Here is a 14,860-nt window from a genome sequence, read left to right as displayed (position 1 = left end):
TAGCAGCCGGCCGGTCGGCCCAGCAGGCGGGCCAGTTCGGCGAGTTCGGTGGCTTCGCGCGCGATCTGCGGTACCGATTCCCTGGCGACGCAACGATATTCGGTGACGAACACCGCGACGCCGAAGTGCCCGGCGAGTTCTGCCGCGAGCTGCTCGAAGGGCTGTTCGGCGGGAGCGTGCTCGGTGCCGGTGGGCAGCAGGGCGATTCCGGTCGAGCCGTCGAAGGTGGCCAGCGCCGTGGTGCCCGCGAGCGCGTCCAGGGCGCGCTGCAGAATTCTGATCCGCCGCCTGCTGAGGAGCCCGGCGACGGCGCTCGGGTGATCTTCGTGGCGAATGTGGATGGCCAGCACCGTGTATCGCTCCGCGAGCGCGGTATCGGCGCGCGCGGCCAGTTCTTCGGCGGGTAGCCCGCCGAGCAGTGCCGCGCACAGTGCGCGGCGCGCCTCGCGTTCGGTGTGATAGATGGACTGCTCGACCTCGGCGTAGGTCTCGACGACGGTGATGTTGATGTGCATCAGCAGTTCGAGCAGCCTGCTGACGACGACGACCAACTCGTCCAGCTCGGCGGTGCCAGCCAGGGCCGCCGCCTCGTGCAGCACCGACTGGGCGGAGCCGTGCATCGCTTCGATCAACAGCGACAACGGAATACGGTCGGCCGCGTGCCGCTGGGCGACCGGCGCGACGAACGCCGCCACCTCGGCTCTGGTGAACTCCCGCTCTTCGCCGATGGCCTGCAGGACGGCTCGGCCGCACGCGTAGATCGCGGGCAGCACCTCGGCGGTGAAATGTCCTTCCGGCAGATCCGCCGTGGGCGCGGTGGTGCCGAGTCCGGCGGCCAGCATGCGTTCGGAGATCTGCGGCCAGCGGGTGAGCAGCCGGGTCACCAGTGCGGCGCGATCGGTCGGCGGCGAAAGGATGGCGGACATGTGCCGATTGTTTCCAACGACAGGTTTGCGCGGCAAGACAACCGGCACATCGAGCGAAACTTTGGTGCGCGCAACAATCTCGCCGCCCGATTGTTCTCGCCGACGTGCAGTGACATCGCGGCGGCCACCGCCATAGATTCGATTACGCCTCCGATATGACCCGCATCACAGTGGTGTCGTCGATTCGCGTACGGAGCGCGAAATCGTTTGATGGGAATGTGAACTGACATGCTTGCAATGACGCACAACGCCATGCGCGCCCTGCTCGGCGCCGCGCTCACCGCGGGCCTGACCGTCGCCACACTGCTCGGTTCCGGTGCGGCGAGCGGTGACCCGGCCGAATCGGCACTCGTGGCGGCGATCGACGCCGGGCTGGCACCGGCGGCGGACGGCAGGCAGCCGCGAGCCGTCCTGGATACCGGAAGCAGCGGTGCGCTCAGTTATGCGTCGGACGTGCTCGGTGAAGGGCCGGAAACGTCGTCCTACTTAAGCGCTTTCGCCTATGGGCTGACTCATCCCGATGCCGCGCCGCCGGGCGCGAACCGCTGGGATTGTCAGCCGAGCGCCGCGCACCCGCAGCCGGTGGTGCTGTTGCACGGCACCTGGCTCAACGCCTACGACAGCTTCGCCTATCTCGCACCGCGCCTCGCCCGCGCCGGATATTGCGTGTTCGCCTTCAATTTCGGTCGTTCCGGTCTGCTGACGGGCGGTGGTCTCGGGCCGGTGCTGCCCGGCCGGTACGGGGTCGGCCGGATGGAGGATTCCGCGCGGCAGCTGAGCCGATTCGTCGACCGGGTGCAGGCGGCCACGGGCGCGGAAACGGTGGATATTGTCGCGCATTCGCAGGGCGGCACGGTGGCCAACCAGTACCTGAAATTCGAGGGCGGTGCGCCGAAGGTGCGCAGGCTGGTCAGTTTCGGCGCCACCCATCACGGCACCTCGCTGCTCGGCATCGCCACGCTGGGCCGGCTGATCAACAACCTCGGCGTGGACATCCTCGGCTTCTACGAGCCCCTGGTCGGCTTCGCCAATATTCAACAAGCCGTGGGTTCTGCGTTCTATGCCACCTTGAACGCCACGGGCGACACCGTTCCCGGCGTCGAATACACCTCGGTCGGTTCGCGTTTCGACCAGGTGATGAATCCGTACGACTGGACCTTCCTGCGGGCGGGCGCCGACGCCACGGTGCACAACATCACGCTGCAGGACGGCTGCGCGCAGGACATGTCCGATCACCTCACGCTCATGTACTCGCCGCGCGCGGCCTCGATCGTGCTGCACGCGCTCGATCCAGTCGCCTATCCGACGCTCGAATGCACCTTCAATCCCTGGCTGATCGGCGGCGGAGGCAGTTTCTGACCGCGCTGTCACTACCCGCGGTGGAGAAATGCGGGCAGCGTGAATTGACTTTCGCACCAATTCATTTCCGCGTCGCGGCGTGGTTGGGTTGGCCGCAGGACAGGGCGCGGCACCGATGGCGCGACGAGGCGATCGAGAGGAAGCAGAGCCCATGAGTGCCGATCCCGTGCGCGGCCTGACCGGTCCGGTCGTCGCGCCGCGCACCGACTTTCCGCTGCTGCCCGAGGACGATCCGTTCTACGCGCCGCCGCCGGCGCTGGATCAGCTGCCGCCGGGTGCGATGGTGCGCGCCAGGGCGGTCGAACTCGCACTGTTCGGCCTTGTCCGGCAGCGTGTTCCGGCCTGGCAGCTGCTGTATCGGACCGGGGATCTGCACGGCGTCCCCGAGGTGGCGGTCACCACAGTGCTGTTGCCGTGGGGCGCCGACCCGGCCGTGCCGCGGCCGCTGGTGTCGTTCCAGTGTGCGATCGACGCCGTCGCCTCGAAATGCCTGCCCTCCTACGCGTTGCGGCACGGCGCCCGGGCGGCCGGCTCGATCCCGCAATTGGAGTTGCCGCTCATCGCCGCCGCGCTGACCCGCGGCTGGGCCGTGTCGGTGCCCGATCACGGCGGTACGGCGGGCCGCTTCGGGGTGGCGCGCGAGCCCGGACACCGTGCGCTCGACGGCATTCGGGCCGCACTGGCCTTCGCGCCACTCGGCCTGACGCCGAGCACGCCCGTCGCGCTGTGGGGGTATTCGGGTGGTGGCCTGGCCACGGCATGGGCCGCCGAGTTGGCGGCCGCGTACGCGCCGGAGCTGGCGCTGGTGGGTGCGGTGGCGGCCTCGCCGGTCGGCGATCCGGCCAAGGCTTTCGTGCGGCTCAACGGCGGGCTGTTCGCCGGTTTCGCCGCGGTCTTCACCGCGGGACTGCGCCGCGCCTACCCGGATCTCGATCGTCTGCTGCGTGCCCACCTGGACGCGCGGTACCTGGCCTGGCTCGCGGCGACCGAGACCACCGCGACGTTTCCGCTGCTGTACCGCTTCGCCCGCCGCGATATCGACAAGCACTGCCGTGGTGGTCTCGCGGCGCTGCTGGCCGCACCGGCGCTGCGCGCGGTGCTCGCCGACATCGAACCGGGCGCGCAGGCGCCCGCCATGCCGCTGCTCGTGGTGCAGGGCGTGTACGACGAGGTCATCGCCGTGGCCGATGTCGACGCGCTGGTCGCCCGCTACACGGCGGCCGGTGCGCACGTCCGGTACCTGCGCGACAGGCTCAGCACCCATCTGCTGCTGCAGTTCTCGGCCGTGCCGGTCATGCTCGACTGGCTCGGCGACCGGCTCGCGCGACGCGCTGTGCCCGCGGCGGGCACCGAGACCACCTGGTCGCTGGTGTCGTCGCGGCGGGCGCTCATCGGGCACCTGGATTTCGCCCGCTTGCTCGGGCGCATGCTGTTCGCACGCCCGATCCGGGCGGCCCGCGAATAGGAGCCGGTCGGTTCTTTCGGAATCGGTACCTGCTTCCGGTTTGCTTTTATCCCCTAATTCCGTTGTCCAAGAGCTGAATACGGTTGTTGCGCCGGTGGCCGATTGTTATGGTGGCAGCCAAGCCGTGGGAGGCGATGCTTGGTGTTTGTGGGGCGCACCGATTTACTCGAATTGATCGACCGATTGGTCGAGGTATCCGCCGGTGAGGTGGCGGCGCCGCCGAAACCTGTGCTGGTGCTGGAGGGTTGCGGCGGTTCCGGCCGCAGCGCGGTGCTGGGCAAGGCGCTGGCCAAATGGCAGGGGCACACGCCCTCGGTGCTGGTCCGGCCGCTGGCGCAACCGTTCGACCTGAACAATCCGGTGCGCACCGTGCTGGCCGCGGTCATGCTCGGCCTCAGCGTCGACATTCCCGGCTACGCGGTCGCGTTTCCCCGGTCGGTGATCGCGCAGATCGTCATCGCCGAGAACTTCGGCGACCTGCCCCCGGACGAGCAACTGACCCGGCTGCGGTTGCTGCTCAACCAGTATCAGCGCCGTGCGGCACTGGTCGGCTTCGTCCAGAACATGATCAATCTGGCCGGTTCGCTGGCCGCCAATATCAAGGTGCCCGGCGTCGACGTGATCGCGCCCGCCGTGGCCAATACGGTCTCCGACGCGGTGGTGGGCCGGTTGCTGGGCGGACGGCTGCTCGGCCGGGTCACCTGGGGACCGAAGGCCGCGTGGTTCGGTCATCAGGATCTGGAGCTGCGGCTCGACGCCGAGCGCGCGCTGATCGGGCTGAGCCACAACGCCAGCAGCCTCGACCCCCGGGTCCGCCGCGACGTGGACGACGTGCTGGTCGGGGCCTTGCTCGCCGACCTGCGGCACAGCGTCGCCAAGGTCAAACGGCGCACCTCGAACGTCTTCGTGCTGATCGATGACGCCGACGCGCAGGCCGCCACCCCGTTTCTCAGTTCCGTGCTGCGCGTGCGGCGTTCGATCGCCGCCACCGGCGCCGAGCTGCCGGACCCGCTGACGATCGTGGCCGCGAGTTCCGGTGTCCTGGTCGACGAACTGGCCGGCTTGGTGCCCGCGCCCGCGGTGTGGTCGGAGCCGCTCGACGCGGCGTCCCAGGTGCTGGTCGGACCGCGCTGGGCGCGGGTGCGGTTGCCCGAGCTGAACGAGAGCGACGTCCGGCTGATGGCCAAGGACGTCGACCTGTATCAGTCGGAGAACATCGGCCACACGGTCTACCGGCTCACCCGCGGTCACCCCGCGGCGACGGCGCTCGTGCTGCGGCTGATCAAGGAGGAGCCGCAGCACCTGACGGATCTGGACGGCCTGCTGCGCAGTCCGGGCCCGGAGCCCGGCGTGACCGTCGAGCAGTACCTGCTGCGGGTCTTCGGTCGTGGTTTGAGCGTGCGCAAACTGGTCCGGCGCGAGCTGGCTGCCGCGTTGATCACGGTGTCGGCCGCGCGGCACAAAGCCGAGGCGCTCACGCTGGTCGGTCTGCTGCCGCCCGGCGTCGAGCACGATTCCATTCTGTTCAAGTCCCGCTCGTTGTGGACGGCCACGACACCGGGCGGCCCGGAGCGGCTCCCGCCGCTGCTGCGCCTGCTGGGCCTCCGCGCGCTGGTGGCCCGCACCCGCCCCGAGGAGGGCCCCGGTCTCGAGCGGGTACTGGGCACGTTGCTCGAGCACGTCGCCGCCGGGGATCGAGCGGGCCGGTTGGCGCACGCCCGCCTGTTGAACGGCCGCGGGGCGGTGGTGGACGAACTCACCACGCTGCTGGCGGAACTGTCCGCGCCGGAGTGGCTGACGTTGTTCGACGCCGTCGTCGAACTGCCCGATCCGGTCCGGCGGGACGGGTCGTTCGTGGACAGCTCCGTCCGCGCCCGCACTTCGGGCGCGCATATCGGGGTGCTGATCGCGCTGGTGCCCGCGTTCGAGTCCGATATCGGCACTCCGCTGGAGCTGAAGGCGGAGCTGTGCCGCCGGATCGCGCACAGCTACGAGCAATTGGCCGAGCACGTCCCGGCTGACGGCCCGTTCCTGTTGCGCGCCAATCGCTATCGCAGGCTCGCGGACCAATTCGAATGACCTGCGCGGCAGAAGGAGACCTTTCGTGGCATCGCGATATCGGCTAGGCGTCTTTCCGAGACCGGAGCGGCCGTTTCCGCGCCCGTGGACGGACTGGGTGCGGCTGGGACTCGTTGCCGCGCTGCTCGTGCTCGGCGGTGCCGGGTTCGCCTTCCGGGACGGGTTGCAGCACGCGTTCACCTGCAACGCGGGCTGGACACCGGACCGCGCGGCCTGGCAGGCGGGCCGGCACTGCGTCGGATTGTCCGAGGGCCCTTACGCTTTCGAGCTGGACGCGTTCGCGCCGGTGCTGGCGGTGATCGATCGGCAGAATCGCGCGGCGGACAAGGAGTGCCCGGGCACCCCGGCGACCGTCGGGGTGCTGCTGACGATGACCGACGAGCTGGCGGGCAGCAGGGCGGTCCACGAATTGGAGGGCATGGCGGCTGGACAGCGCCGGGCCAACGGCACCGGTTGCCTGCATCCCATGCGTCTGGTCGTGGGCCAGCTCGGCGACTACGCCGGCGACGGTGACCCGCTCGCGGTGGCGCGCGCCCTGGCGGACCGGTCCGACGTGGTCGCCGTGGCGGGCATCGGTCTCAGCGACCAGACCACCGCCGAGGTCGCGGACGTGCTGGCCGCAGCGAAGATCCCGATGGTCTCCGATGTGGTGACCGCCGAGGGTTTCGACCAGGACGGCTCGCGCGCGGACAATCCCGAGTTCGACAGCTGCGATCGCGACATCCACCTATCCGCGCGGCATCGCGCGGGACTACTTCTATCGCGTGGCGTTCCGGGTGGCTGTGCAGGTGCAGGCGCTCGGCGCGGTCGCGCCCGTCCGGCCGGACTTCATCATGGTGCCGATCGGCGGTTCGGACCCGTACACCTGCACCACCCTGCCGTTCTTCCAGCGCCAATACGGCGGCAATGTGCTGGAGGTCAAATTCGACACCAGCGAGCCGAGCACCGTCCCGCAGACCGCCAAGCGGGTCTGCTCGACCCCGCGCGACGTCACCATCGCCTACATCGCTCGCGGTCGCGATCTGGGCAGGCTGCTGTACAGCCTCGACGAGGCCTACACGAACGGCCAGTGCGCCGCGACCTCGGTGACGGTGCTCAGCACCTCGGACGGCAATCGGCTGCGTACCGAAGAGGCCGACCAGGCGCTCGAGGATCTGCGCACCAAGGCCCTGTCCTCGCCCAGTTTCGCCGACGGCCGGGTACGGCTGCTCTTCACCCTGGTGGCCGGCGCGGACGCGCCACAGCCGGGCAACCCCAACTGGGCCGTGTTCGAACAGCACTTCCGGGACGCGGGTTTCGATCCCGAGCACATCGGCGACGGCTGGGCGGTCAACGCCTATGACGCGGTGACCACCATCGACACCGCGCTGCGCGAGCTGCCCGCCACCATGCCGGTGCAACGCAGCCAGGTGAACGCGACGATCAGCGGGTTCTCCGCGCCCGATACCGCGGTGCCCGGGGCGGGCGGACCGGTCGTCTTCGACAACAGCGGCAATCGCACCGGCCCGGGGCCGCGGGTCGTCCGGCTGTGCCCGGTCGCGCGGTCGGTGGATCGACCGCCCTTCGTCCCCACGGTCGAGGCGTTGCCCGGCATCTCGATCCCGGCCTGCGTGCGCTGACTGCTCGGTTTCACCCGGTATTGCCGGGGTAACTGCTGGTAGATGGGGGCAGGGCGTCCGGAGGGGGAGAGGCGGTGCCGCGATGGCGAGAGTGTTCCTGGTCGACGATCACGAGATCGTCCGCCTCGGCATCCGCGACCTCGTCGACGGCCACGCCGATCTCGCGGTGGTCGGCGAGGCGGCGACCTGCGCGCAGGCACGGCGCCGGGTGCCGCCGCTGCGCCCCGATGTCGCGGTGCTCGACATCCGGCTGCCCGACGGCAGCGGGGTCGAGCTGTGCCGCGATCTGCTCGCGGCGACACCGGGATTGCGCTGCCTGATGCTCACCTCGTTCGTCGACGAGCAGTCGATGATCGGCGCAGTGCTGGCCGGTGCCAGCGGATTCCTGGTCAAGGACATCCGCGGGCAGGAACTGGTCGAGGCGATTCGCGCGGTCGGCGCCGGCCGCTCACTGCTCGACGATCGGGCCGTCGCCGCGCTGATGACGAAGCTGCGCACCCAGCACGCGGCCGAGCACGGCCCGCTCGCGACGCTGTCCGACCGGGAGCGCACGGTGCTCGGCATGCTCGGCGAAGGACTGACCAACCGGCAGATCGCGCGCCGGATGTTCTTGTCGGAGAAGACCGTCAAGAACTACGTCTCGCAGCTGCTCGCGAAACTCGATGTCGGCGGTCGCACCCAGGCCGCGGTGCTGGCCACCAAGCTCGGCCTGCCCGAGCAGCGTGCCGACTGAGTTCCTAGCGATCGATGACGTCGGCGATCGGCCGGCGCGGGGTGTGCGGCAGCGGCGCGACACTCGTCGGCACCCAGCCGACGCGCAGCATGGCCTGCGGATAGGCGCAGTCGTACAGCACCTGGGTCCGGATGTCCGCGCGCAGCTCCGGTACGCCGAGCGGTTCGGTTTGCAGGCAGCTGGACAGGCCCAGATCGGTGGCGGTCAGCAGGGCGGCGCTCAGTGCCTCGCCCGCGCGTAGCCGCGACATCCGATCGTCGGACGGGGTGCAGACGACCAGCCACTCCGCGGCGTCCGGATGCAGGGTGCGGTCCACGAGTGCCGGATCGGTGAAGGTCCGCACCGGGATCTCGTCGCGGGCCCGCGGCCGCGGGCTGTTCACCGCGGGCACGCCGTCGGGTGTGCCGCGGCGACCGCTCCATGCCGCCAGTTCGAGCTGGTATGCGGGGTCGGCCGCGTGCCGGGCCACCGCGTCGCGGGCGGGCCGGGCGAGGCGGGCGCGCAGCCCGTCCGGGACCTGCCGCACCACCGCGCCGTACTGTGCCGCGCGGGTCGCGACGGTGCGCAGGTAGCCGGGCGGCACCTGCCACGAGCTGTAGCGCCGGCGGTCGGACTGCCGGTGCACCAGGGCGGCGCTGAGCTCGAAATCGGTGAGGGTCGGCGCGTACGGGGTCAGGGTGACGGTGGCGAGATAATCGGGATCGCCGGGATCGGGCAGGTGCTCGACCGCGGCCGACCAGCCGAGCACGGCCAGCGCCACCCGCAGATGATGCAGTGCCGCACCACAACTGAGGATCAGTCCGCGCTGTTGTGGATCGGTCGCGACGAGGTGGCGGCCCGGGTCGGCATACAGCTGGATCGCCTCGCCGGCGATCCGCCAGCGCCACGGCTGGCTGTTGTGTACCGAGGGCGCGCGGACCGCCATCGCGAGCGCGGCCTCGACGGTATCGGCGTCCGGCTGTGCACAGCCCATGGATTCAGTGCCTCCTAGCTCGATGCGGCACGGCGCGATCGGATACGCGCACGAGCCCTACCGAGCCAAGTGTCCGGACGAGCGCGGCGTCCGACATTGATCTGAAGGTCCCGAAAAGTCGGGACCATCGGTCCGCTCGACGCACGCGCGCAGCGGGTTTGTGTGTCCGATCACAAAACTGCCGAGTTTGCTCTAGCGTGAGCACGGTTGGTGCCGAGAGGGGCTGTTGATGCGTAGCGGGATGTTGAGTCTGACGCAGTTGCGGGAGCAGGTCGAGGCCGGGCGCATCGATACGGTGCTGGTCGCGATGACCGACATGCAGGGTCGGTTACAGGGAAAACGTTGTGCGGCAAGATATTTCCTGGACGAGGTGGTGGAGCACGCGACCGAGGCGTGCAACTACCTGCTCGCCGTCGACGTGGACATGACGACGGTGGCCGGATACTCGATGTCGTCCTGGGACACCGGATACGGGGATTTCGTGCTGCGGCCGGACCTGAACACCTTGCGGCTGGTGCCGTGGTGGCCGGGTACCGCGCTGGTGCTGTGCGACGTCGAGCACGTGGAGCCCGCCGGTAAGCCGGTGCCGGTCTCGCCGCGACAGGTGCTGCGGGCCCAGCTCGCCCGCTTGGCCGAGCACGGACTGCGCGCGTTCGTCGGCACCGAACTCGAATTCCTGGTGTTCGACGACAGTTACGAGGCCGCGTGGTCGGCCGGCTATCGGGAGCTGCGCCCGGCCAACCAGTACAACGTCGACTATTCGATGCTCGGCACCGCCCGGCTGGAGCCCCTGCTGCGGCGCATTCGCACCGAAATGGACGGCGCGGGAATGTATTGCGAGTCGGCCAAGGGGGAGTGCAACCCCGGCCAGCACGAGATCACGTTCCGCTACGACGACGCGCTGACCACGTGCGACAACCACAGCATCTACAAGACCGGCGCGAAGGAGATCGCGGCCCAGGAGGGGCGCAGTCTCACCTTCATGGCCAAATACAATGAGCGCGAAGGTAACTCGTGCCATATCCATATCAGCCTGCGCGGGGAGTCCGACGCGGCGGTACTGGCGGGCGACGAGCCCGGCGGCTGGTCGCCGCTGATGCGCCATTTCGTCGCGGGCCAGCTGGACTGCCTGCGCGAGTTCACCTACCTGCTCGCGCCGAACATCAACTCCTACAAGCGATTCGTCTCGGGCAGCTTCGCGCCGACCGCGGTCGCCTGGGGGCGCGACAACCGGACCTGCGCGTTGCGGGTGGTGGGGCACGGGCCGTCGCTGCGGCTGGAGAACCGGGTGCCCGGCGGGGACGTGAACCCCTATCTCGCCGTGGCCGCCGCCATCGCGGCCGGACTGCACGGCATCGAGCAGCGGCTGCCGCTGGAGCCGGAGTTCCAGGGCAACGCCTATCGGTCGGAGCGGCCGCGCGTGCCGCGCACGCTGCGCGAGGCGGCGCAGCTGTTCGGGGACAGCAAGGTGGCGCGGACCGCGTTCGGTGATGATGTAGTGGAGCACTACCGCAATGCGGCGCAGGTCGAGCTGGACGCCTTCGACGCCGCCGTCACCGACTGGGAGCGAATTCGTGGCTTCGAACGACTCTGAACCCGCGCCGCCCGTGGCCGCACCCGGGGTGCGGCCACGGCCGGTGATCGGGCTGCCGACCTACGTCGAGCGCGCCCGATTCGGTTCCTGGGACGTCGACAGCGCGGTGCTGCAGTACAGCTACGTGCAGATGGTCGTGGCGGCGGGCGGCATCCCCGTGCTGCTGCCGCCCGCCGGAGTGGCCCGCGCGGAACTGGTGGCGCGACTGGACGGATTGGTGCTCACCGGCGGCGCCGACGTGACCCCGGACCGCTACGGTGCGCAACCGCATCCCGACACCTACACCAGGCCGGACCGCGACGAATCCGAGTTCGGGTTGTTCGCGCTGGCGCGCGCGGCCGAACTGCCGGTGCTCGCGGTGTGCCGGGGCATGCAGGTGGTGAACGTCGCGCTGGGCGGCACGCTGGTGCAGCATCTGCCCGAGGTGCTCGGGCACGCCGAACATTCGGGCACGACCGGTGGCTTCACCGTCACCGACGTGGCGCCGGTGGCGGGCAGCCGGGTCGGCGCGATCGCCGGGGCGCACGTGAAGGCGCACTGTCACCATCATCAGGCGATCGACCGGCTGGCGCCGGGACTGGTGATCAGCGCGCACGCGTCCGACGGCACCATCGAGGCGGTGGAGACGCCGCACGGCCCGTTTCTGATCGGCGTGCAATGGCATCCGGAGGTGGATGCGGTCGACCGCAGGCTGATCGGGGCACTGGTCGCCGCGGCCGAAGACTATCGAAGGGAGCGGAACTCGTGACGACAGCGCAAGTGGTCAACCCGGCGACCGAACAGGTGGTGACGACGGTCGAACTGGTCGGCGCGGCCGAGACCGACGCCGCGATCGACCGGGCCCAGCGCGCCGCGGTCTCCTGGCGCGAGGTGGCCCCCGGCGACCGGGCCCGGCTGCTGCGCCGCTTCGCCGAGACCGTGGACGCGAACCTGGACCAGCTCGCGCAACTGGAGGTCGCCAACTCCGGGCACACCATCGGCAACGCGCGCTGGGAGGCGGGCAACGTCCGCGACGTGCTGCACTACGCGGCCGGTATCCCGGAAAGGTTGCTCGGCCAGCAGATTCCGGTGGCGGGCGGGGTCGACATCACCTTCCACGAACCGCTCGGCGTGGTCGGGGTGATCGTGCCGTGGAACTTCCCGATGCCGATCGCGGGCTGGGGTTTCGCGCCCGCGCTGGCGGCCGGTAATACGGTCGTGCTCAAGCCCGCCGAACTCACGCCGCTGACCGCGATCCGGCTGGGGGAGCTGGCGCTCGAAGCCGGGCTGCCGGCGGACGTGTTCCAGGTGCTGCCCGGAAAAGGCTCGATCGTGGGCCAGCGGTTCGTCACCCACCCCGCGGTGCGCAAGGTGGTGTTCACCGGCTCGACCGAGGTCGGCACCCAGATCATGGCCGGCTGCGCGCAGCAGGTGAAGCGGGTGACCCTCGAATTGGGCGGAAAGAGCGCCAATATCGTGTTCGCCGACGCGGATCTGGACCGGGCGGCCGCCACCGCGCCGTACGGCGTGTTCGACAACGCGGGCCAGGACTGCTGCGCCCGCTCCCGGATTCTGGTGCAGCGTACTGTCTTCGACCGATTCCTCGAACTGCTCGAGCCTGCCGTGCGCGGCGTGGTGGTCGGCGACCCGGCTGTGGAGGCCACCGAGATGGGGCCGCTCATCTCGGCCGCGCACCGCGAGCGGGTGGCCGGGTTCGTCGAGCCGTCGACCAAGGTGGCGTTCACCGGCACGCACCCCGACGGCCCCGGATTCTGGTATCCGCCAACGGTTGTGCTGCCCGACTCGCCCACCGACCGGGTGCTCACCGAGGAGGTGTTCGGCCCGGTGGTCGCGGTGGTGCCGTTCGAGGACGAGGCCGACGCCATCCGGATCGCCAACGACACCGAGTACGGGCTGTCCGGCTCCATCTGGACCAACGACGTCGGCCGGGCGCTGCGGGTCTCCCGCGGGGTCGAGGCGGGCAATCTCTCGGTGAATTCGCATTCCTCCGTGCGGTATTGGACGCCGTTCGGCGGATTCAAACAGTCCGGCCTCGGCCGGGAACTCGGGCCCGACGCCGCGCTGGCGTTCACCGAGACCAAGAACGTCTTCCTCGCCACCCACTAGCGAACATCAATACCCGACAGGAGATACCTTGCAGCGCTTACAGGATCGAGTCGCCGTCGTCACCGGCGGCGGGAGCGGCATCGGCCTCGCCACGGTTCGTCGGTTCGCCGCGGAGGGCGCGAAGGTGGTCGTCGCCGATATCGACGCGGCCGGCGGCGAGGCGGCCGCCACCGAGGTCGGCGGCTTGTACGTCAAGGTCGATGTGACCGATGAGGCCCAGGTCGAGGCGCTGTTCCAGACCGCGGTCGACAGCTACGGCGGGCTCGACATCGCGTTCAACAACGCGGGAATCTCACCGCCGGAGGACGATTCGATCCTCACCACCGGCCTGGACGCCTGGCAGCGGGTCCAGGAGGTCAACCTGACCTCGGTGTACCTGTGCAGCAAGTACGCCATCCAGCACATGCTCGAACGCGGCAAGGGGTCGGTGATCAACACCGCCTCGTTCGTCGCGGTGATGGGCGCGGCCACCTCGCAGATCTCCTACACCGCGTCCAAGGGCGGGGTGCTCTCGATGAGCCGTGAGCTCGGAGTCCAATTCGCCCGCAACGGGATTCGGGTCAACGCGCTGTGCCCGGGGCCGGTGAACACGCCACTGCTGCAGGAACTGTTCGCCAAGGACCCGGAGCGCGCGGCCCGGCGCCTGGTGCACATTCCGACCGGGCGCTTCGCCGAACCCGAGGAAATCGCCGCCGCGGTGGCGTTTCTCGCCAGTGACGACGCCTCGTTCATCACCGCGTCCCAGTTCCTCGTGGACGGCGGGATCTCCGGTGCCTATGTGACGCCGCTGTAGGCCCGGCGAACGCCGAACTCCCGCACCGCTTCCCCGAAGCAGGTGCGGGAGTTCGGTATTCGGTACCGTGACGCTACGGTGTCGCGGCCGGAGCGGGCGGCTTCAGCAGATCGTTCAGCTTGCTCAAGCTGTCGGTCAAGGTCTGCACGTTGCCCGCCAGGCCCTTGTCCTGCGCGCCCTGGTCGCTCTGTGCCCCGCCACCCGGGGCTGCCGGGGTGCCCGAGTCGCCGCCGGTGCCACCGCTCGGTGCCGCCGCATCCGGAGTGCCGGTCCCGCCAGGAGCAGGCGCGCCGGGGGCGGCCGGAGTCGCGCCGCCCGGTGCGGGAGCCCCCTGTGCGTCCGGTGCGGGTGCCGCTTGTGCGGGTGCGGCCGGTGCGTCCGGTGCGGGTGCCGCTTGTGCGGGTGCGGCCTGTGCGTCCGGTGCGGGTGCCGCTTGTGCGGGTGCCGCTTGTGCGGGTGCGGCCGGTGCTGGTGCGGGTGCCGCCGGTGCGGCGGCGGCCGGTGCGGCCGGTGCGGCCGAGTCGGGCGCGCCTGCGGCGATGCCCGCGAACATGCATGTCGCGGTCAGCCCAGCGGCGGCCGCGATCCCGATCGTGCGCTTCATGTGTAGCCCCTTCTCGTCTCGATGTCTCGCCTCGAAGTGGTACATGCGTACTCGAACATCAAACGCTCAACTCGTCACCGGCTCGGCACAATGCGTGAAAAAGACCTGTCTTGCTGCTCCTTTTCGGTCGGTCGCCGGGTTCGGCCGCCAGTGCGTTCCCCCGCGCCGCTGTCGAACGTGTGTCGTACGGCGTCGTCGCCGAGCATGACCCGGCGACGACGCCGAACGACTCTGGTTCGCTGCGGCCGATACCTCCTGATCGCCGGCAAGAGGCGCGGCTACCGGGTGCGCCGCGTGGCGGCCGTCAGCGAAACCGTCGGGCGGTCCGCACCGCCCTGGGATACCTGGCTGCCGGAACTAGAACGGCAGCTTCAGGTCCGGCAGGCCGGGCAAGGCCGCCCCGCCGTTCCCGCCCATGCCGGGCAGGCCGTTGAGCAGATCGCTGCCGGGCAGGTCGTTGAGCAGATCGGACGGATCCGGCAACTGGCCGCCGCCCTGTGCGCCGCCGCCGTTCGGGCCGACTTGCGCGCCGCCGTTCGCGCCCGCGCCGCCCGGTCCCTGCGCGCCGCCCTGCAGGGTGCCGCCGTCGGGGCCGACCTGTGCGCCGCC

The 14,860-nt window shown here is 70.1% G+C and carries 13 protein-coding genes and 2 pseudogenes; 10 read left to right on the top strand and 5 right to left on the bottom strand.

Annotated elements, in window-relative coordinates; all coding sequences use genetic code 11:
- Nucleotides 1-125: 125 nt before the first annotated feature.
- Nucleotides 126-407, top strand: a complete 282-nt coding sequence (locus TY25_RS44045; protein ID WP_236639118.1) for a hypothetical protein — start codon at nucleotides 126-128, stop codon at nucleotides 405-407.
- Between the two features lie 90 nt (nucleotides 408-497).
- Here the strand turns inward: TY25_RS44045 and TY25_RS44870 are convergent.
- A pseudogene (locus TY25_RS44870) lies at nucleotides 498-842 on the bottom strand (RsbRD N-terminal domain-containing protein); the annotation flags it as partial.
- A gap of 321 nt (nucleotides 843-1,163) precedes the next feature.
- On the opposite strand from TY25_RS44870, the gene TY25_RS14980 reads away from it, so the two are divergent.
- The 3 genes from TY25_RS14980 to TY25_RS14970 all read left to right on the top strand — a co-directional run bounded on the left by TY25_RS14980 (nucleotide 1,164) and on the right by TY25_RS14970 (nucleotide 5,829).
- Nucleotides 1,164-2,285: an esterase/lipase family protein gene (locus tag TY25_RS14980; protein WP_042256724.1), complete on the top strand. Its 1,122-nt coding sequence runs from the start codon at nucleotides 1,164-1,166 to the stop codon at nucleotides 2,283-2,285.
- Between the two features lie 151 nt (nucleotides 2,286-2,436).
- A complete protein-coding gene (locus TY25_RS14975; protein ID WP_042256723.1) occupies nucleotides 2,437-3,750 on the top strand; it encodes a lipase family protein in 1,314 nt (437 codons plus the stop codon).
- Nucleotides 3,751-3,888: 138 nt separating this feature from the next.
- On the top strand, nucleotides 3,889-5,829 hold the full coding sequence (locus TY25_RS14970) for a hypothetical protein (RefSeq protein ID WP_088607162.1): 1,941 nt from the start codon (nucleotides 3,889-3,891) through the stop codon (nucleotides 5,827-5,829).
- A gap of 43 nt (nucleotides 5,830-5,872) precedes the next feature.
- On the opposite strand, the gene TY25_RS43650 is transcribed toward TY25_RS14970, so the two are convergent.
- Nucleotides 5,873-6,556 (bottom strand): hypothetical protein, encoded by a 684-nt coding sequence (locus TY25_RS43650; RefSeq protein WP_201773671.1) that lies wholly within the window; start codon nucleotides 6,554-6,556, stop codon nucleotides 5,873-5,875.
- 49 nt (nucleotides 6,557-6,605) lie between these two features.
- Between TY25_RS43650 and TY25_RS43645 the strand changes: the two genes are divergently transcribed.
- Both TY25_RS43645 and TY25_RS14960 read left to right on the top strand, forming a co-directional pair.
- Nucleotides 6,606-7,448: a type 1 periplasmic-binding domain-containing protein gene (locus TY25_RS43645; protein ID WP_201773670.1), complete on the top strand. Its 843-nt coding sequence runs from the start codon at nucleotides 6,606-6,608 to the stop codon at nucleotides 7,446-7,448.
- Between the two features lie 82 nt (nucleotides 7,449-7,530).
- Nucleotides 7,531-8,181: a response regulator gene (locus TY25_RS14960; RefSeq protein WP_042256722.1), complete on the top strand. Its 651-nt coding sequence runs from the start codon at nucleotides 7,531-7,533 to the stop codon at nucleotides 8,179-8,181.
- 4 nt (nucleotides 8,182-8,185) lie between these two features.
- Here TY25_RS14960 and TY25_RS14955 read toward each other — a convergent pair whose 3' ends face one another.
- Nucleotides 8,186-9,154: an Acg family FMN-binding oxidoreductase gene (locus TY25_RS14955; RefSeq protein WP_042256721.1), complete on the bottom strand. Its 969-nt coding sequence runs from the start codon at nucleotides 9,152-9,154 to the stop codon at nucleotides 8,186-8,188.
- 229 nt (nucleotides 9,155-9,383) lie between these two features.
- On the opposite strand from TY25_RS14955, the gene TY25_RS14950 reads away from it, so the two are divergent.
- The 4 genes from TY25_RS14950 to TY25_RS14935 are packed head-to-tail and all read left to right on the top strand — an operon-like array spanning nucleotide 9,384 to nucleotide 13,647.
- A complete protein-coding gene (locus tag TY25_RS14950; protein ID WP_081868882.1) occupies nucleotides 9,384-10,748 on the top strand; it encodes a glutamine synthetase family protein in 1,365 nt (454 codons plus the stop codon).
- A complete protein-coding gene (locus tag TY25_RS14945) occupies nucleotides 10,729-11,496 on the top strand; it encodes a gamma-glutamyl-gamma-aminobutyrate hydrolase family protein (RefSeq protein ID WP_081868881.1) in 768 nt (255 codons plus the stop codon). The genes TY25_RS14950 and TY25_RS14945 overlap by 20 nt, the downstream gene beginning before the upstream one ends.
- Entirely contained in the window at nucleotides 11,493-12,854 is a 1,362-nt protein-coding gene (locus TY25_RS14940) for an aldehyde dehydrogenase family protein (RefSeq protein WP_042256718.1), read from the top strand. Before TY25_RS14945 ends, TY25_RS14940 begins: the two co-directional genes overlap by 4 nt.
- 28 nt (nucleotides 12,855-12,882) lie before the next feature.
- The gene (locus tag TY25_RS14935; protein WP_042256717.1) at nucleotides 12,883-13,647 is read left to right on the top strand and encodes a 3-oxoacyl-ACP reductase; all 765 of its coding nucleotides are present in this window, start codon (nucleotides 12,883-12,885) and stop codon (nucleotides 13,645-13,647) included.
- Between the two features lie 73 nt (nucleotides 13,648-13,720).
- Here the strand turns inward: TY25_RS14935 and TY25_RS43535 are convergent, their stop codons facing one another.
- Together TY25_RS43535 and TY25_RS43215 are read right to left on the bottom strand one after the other, a co-directional pair.
- Complete coding sequence (locus TY25_RS43535; protein ID WP_042256716.1) at nucleotides 13,721-14,251, bottom strand: hypothetical protein; 531 nt, start codon at nucleotides 14,249-14,251, stop codon at nucleotides 13,721-13,723.
- Between the two features lie 357 nt (nucleotides 14,252-14,608).
- Nucleotides 14,609-14,860, bottom strand: a pseudogene (locus TY25_RS43215) (hypothetical protein); the annotation flags it as partial.

It is taken from the genome of Nocardia brasiliensis NBRC 14402 (assembly GCF_000308475.2).
Classification (GTDB): Bacteria; Actinomycetota; Actinomycetes; order Mycobacteriales; family Mycobacteriaceae; genus Nocardia; species Nocardia brasiliensis.
This window is presented reverse-complemented; position numbering and strand designations above follow the sequence as displayed.

Excerpts from the sequence above, each read along its gene's own strand:
- TY25_RS43535 (WP_042256716.1), bottom strand. The coding sequence starts at position 14,251 with ATGAAGCGCACGATCGGGATCGCGGCCGCCGCTGGGCTGACCGCGACA.
- TY25_RS14955 (WP_042256721.1), bottom strand. The coding sequence starts at position 9,154 with ATGGGCTGTGCACAGCCGGACGCCGATACCGTCGAGGCCGCGCTCGCG.
- TY25_RS14960 (WP_042256722.1), top strand. The coding sequence starts at position 7,531 with ATGGCGAGAGTGTTCCTGGTCGACGATCACGAGATCGTCCGCCTCGGC.
- TY25_RS14950 (WP_081868882.1), top strand. The coding sequence starts at position 9,384 with ATGCGTAGCGGGATGTTGAGTCTGACGCAGTTGCGGGAGCAGGTCGAG.
- TY25_RS14980 (WP_042256724.1), top strand. The coding sequence starts at position 1,164 with ATGACGCACAACGCCATGCGCGCCCTGCTCGGCGCCGCGCTCACCGCG.
- TY25_RS14975 (WP_042256723.1), top strand. The coding sequence starts at position 2,437 with ATGAGTGCCGATCCCGTGCGCGGCCTGACCGGTCCGGTCGTCGCGCCG.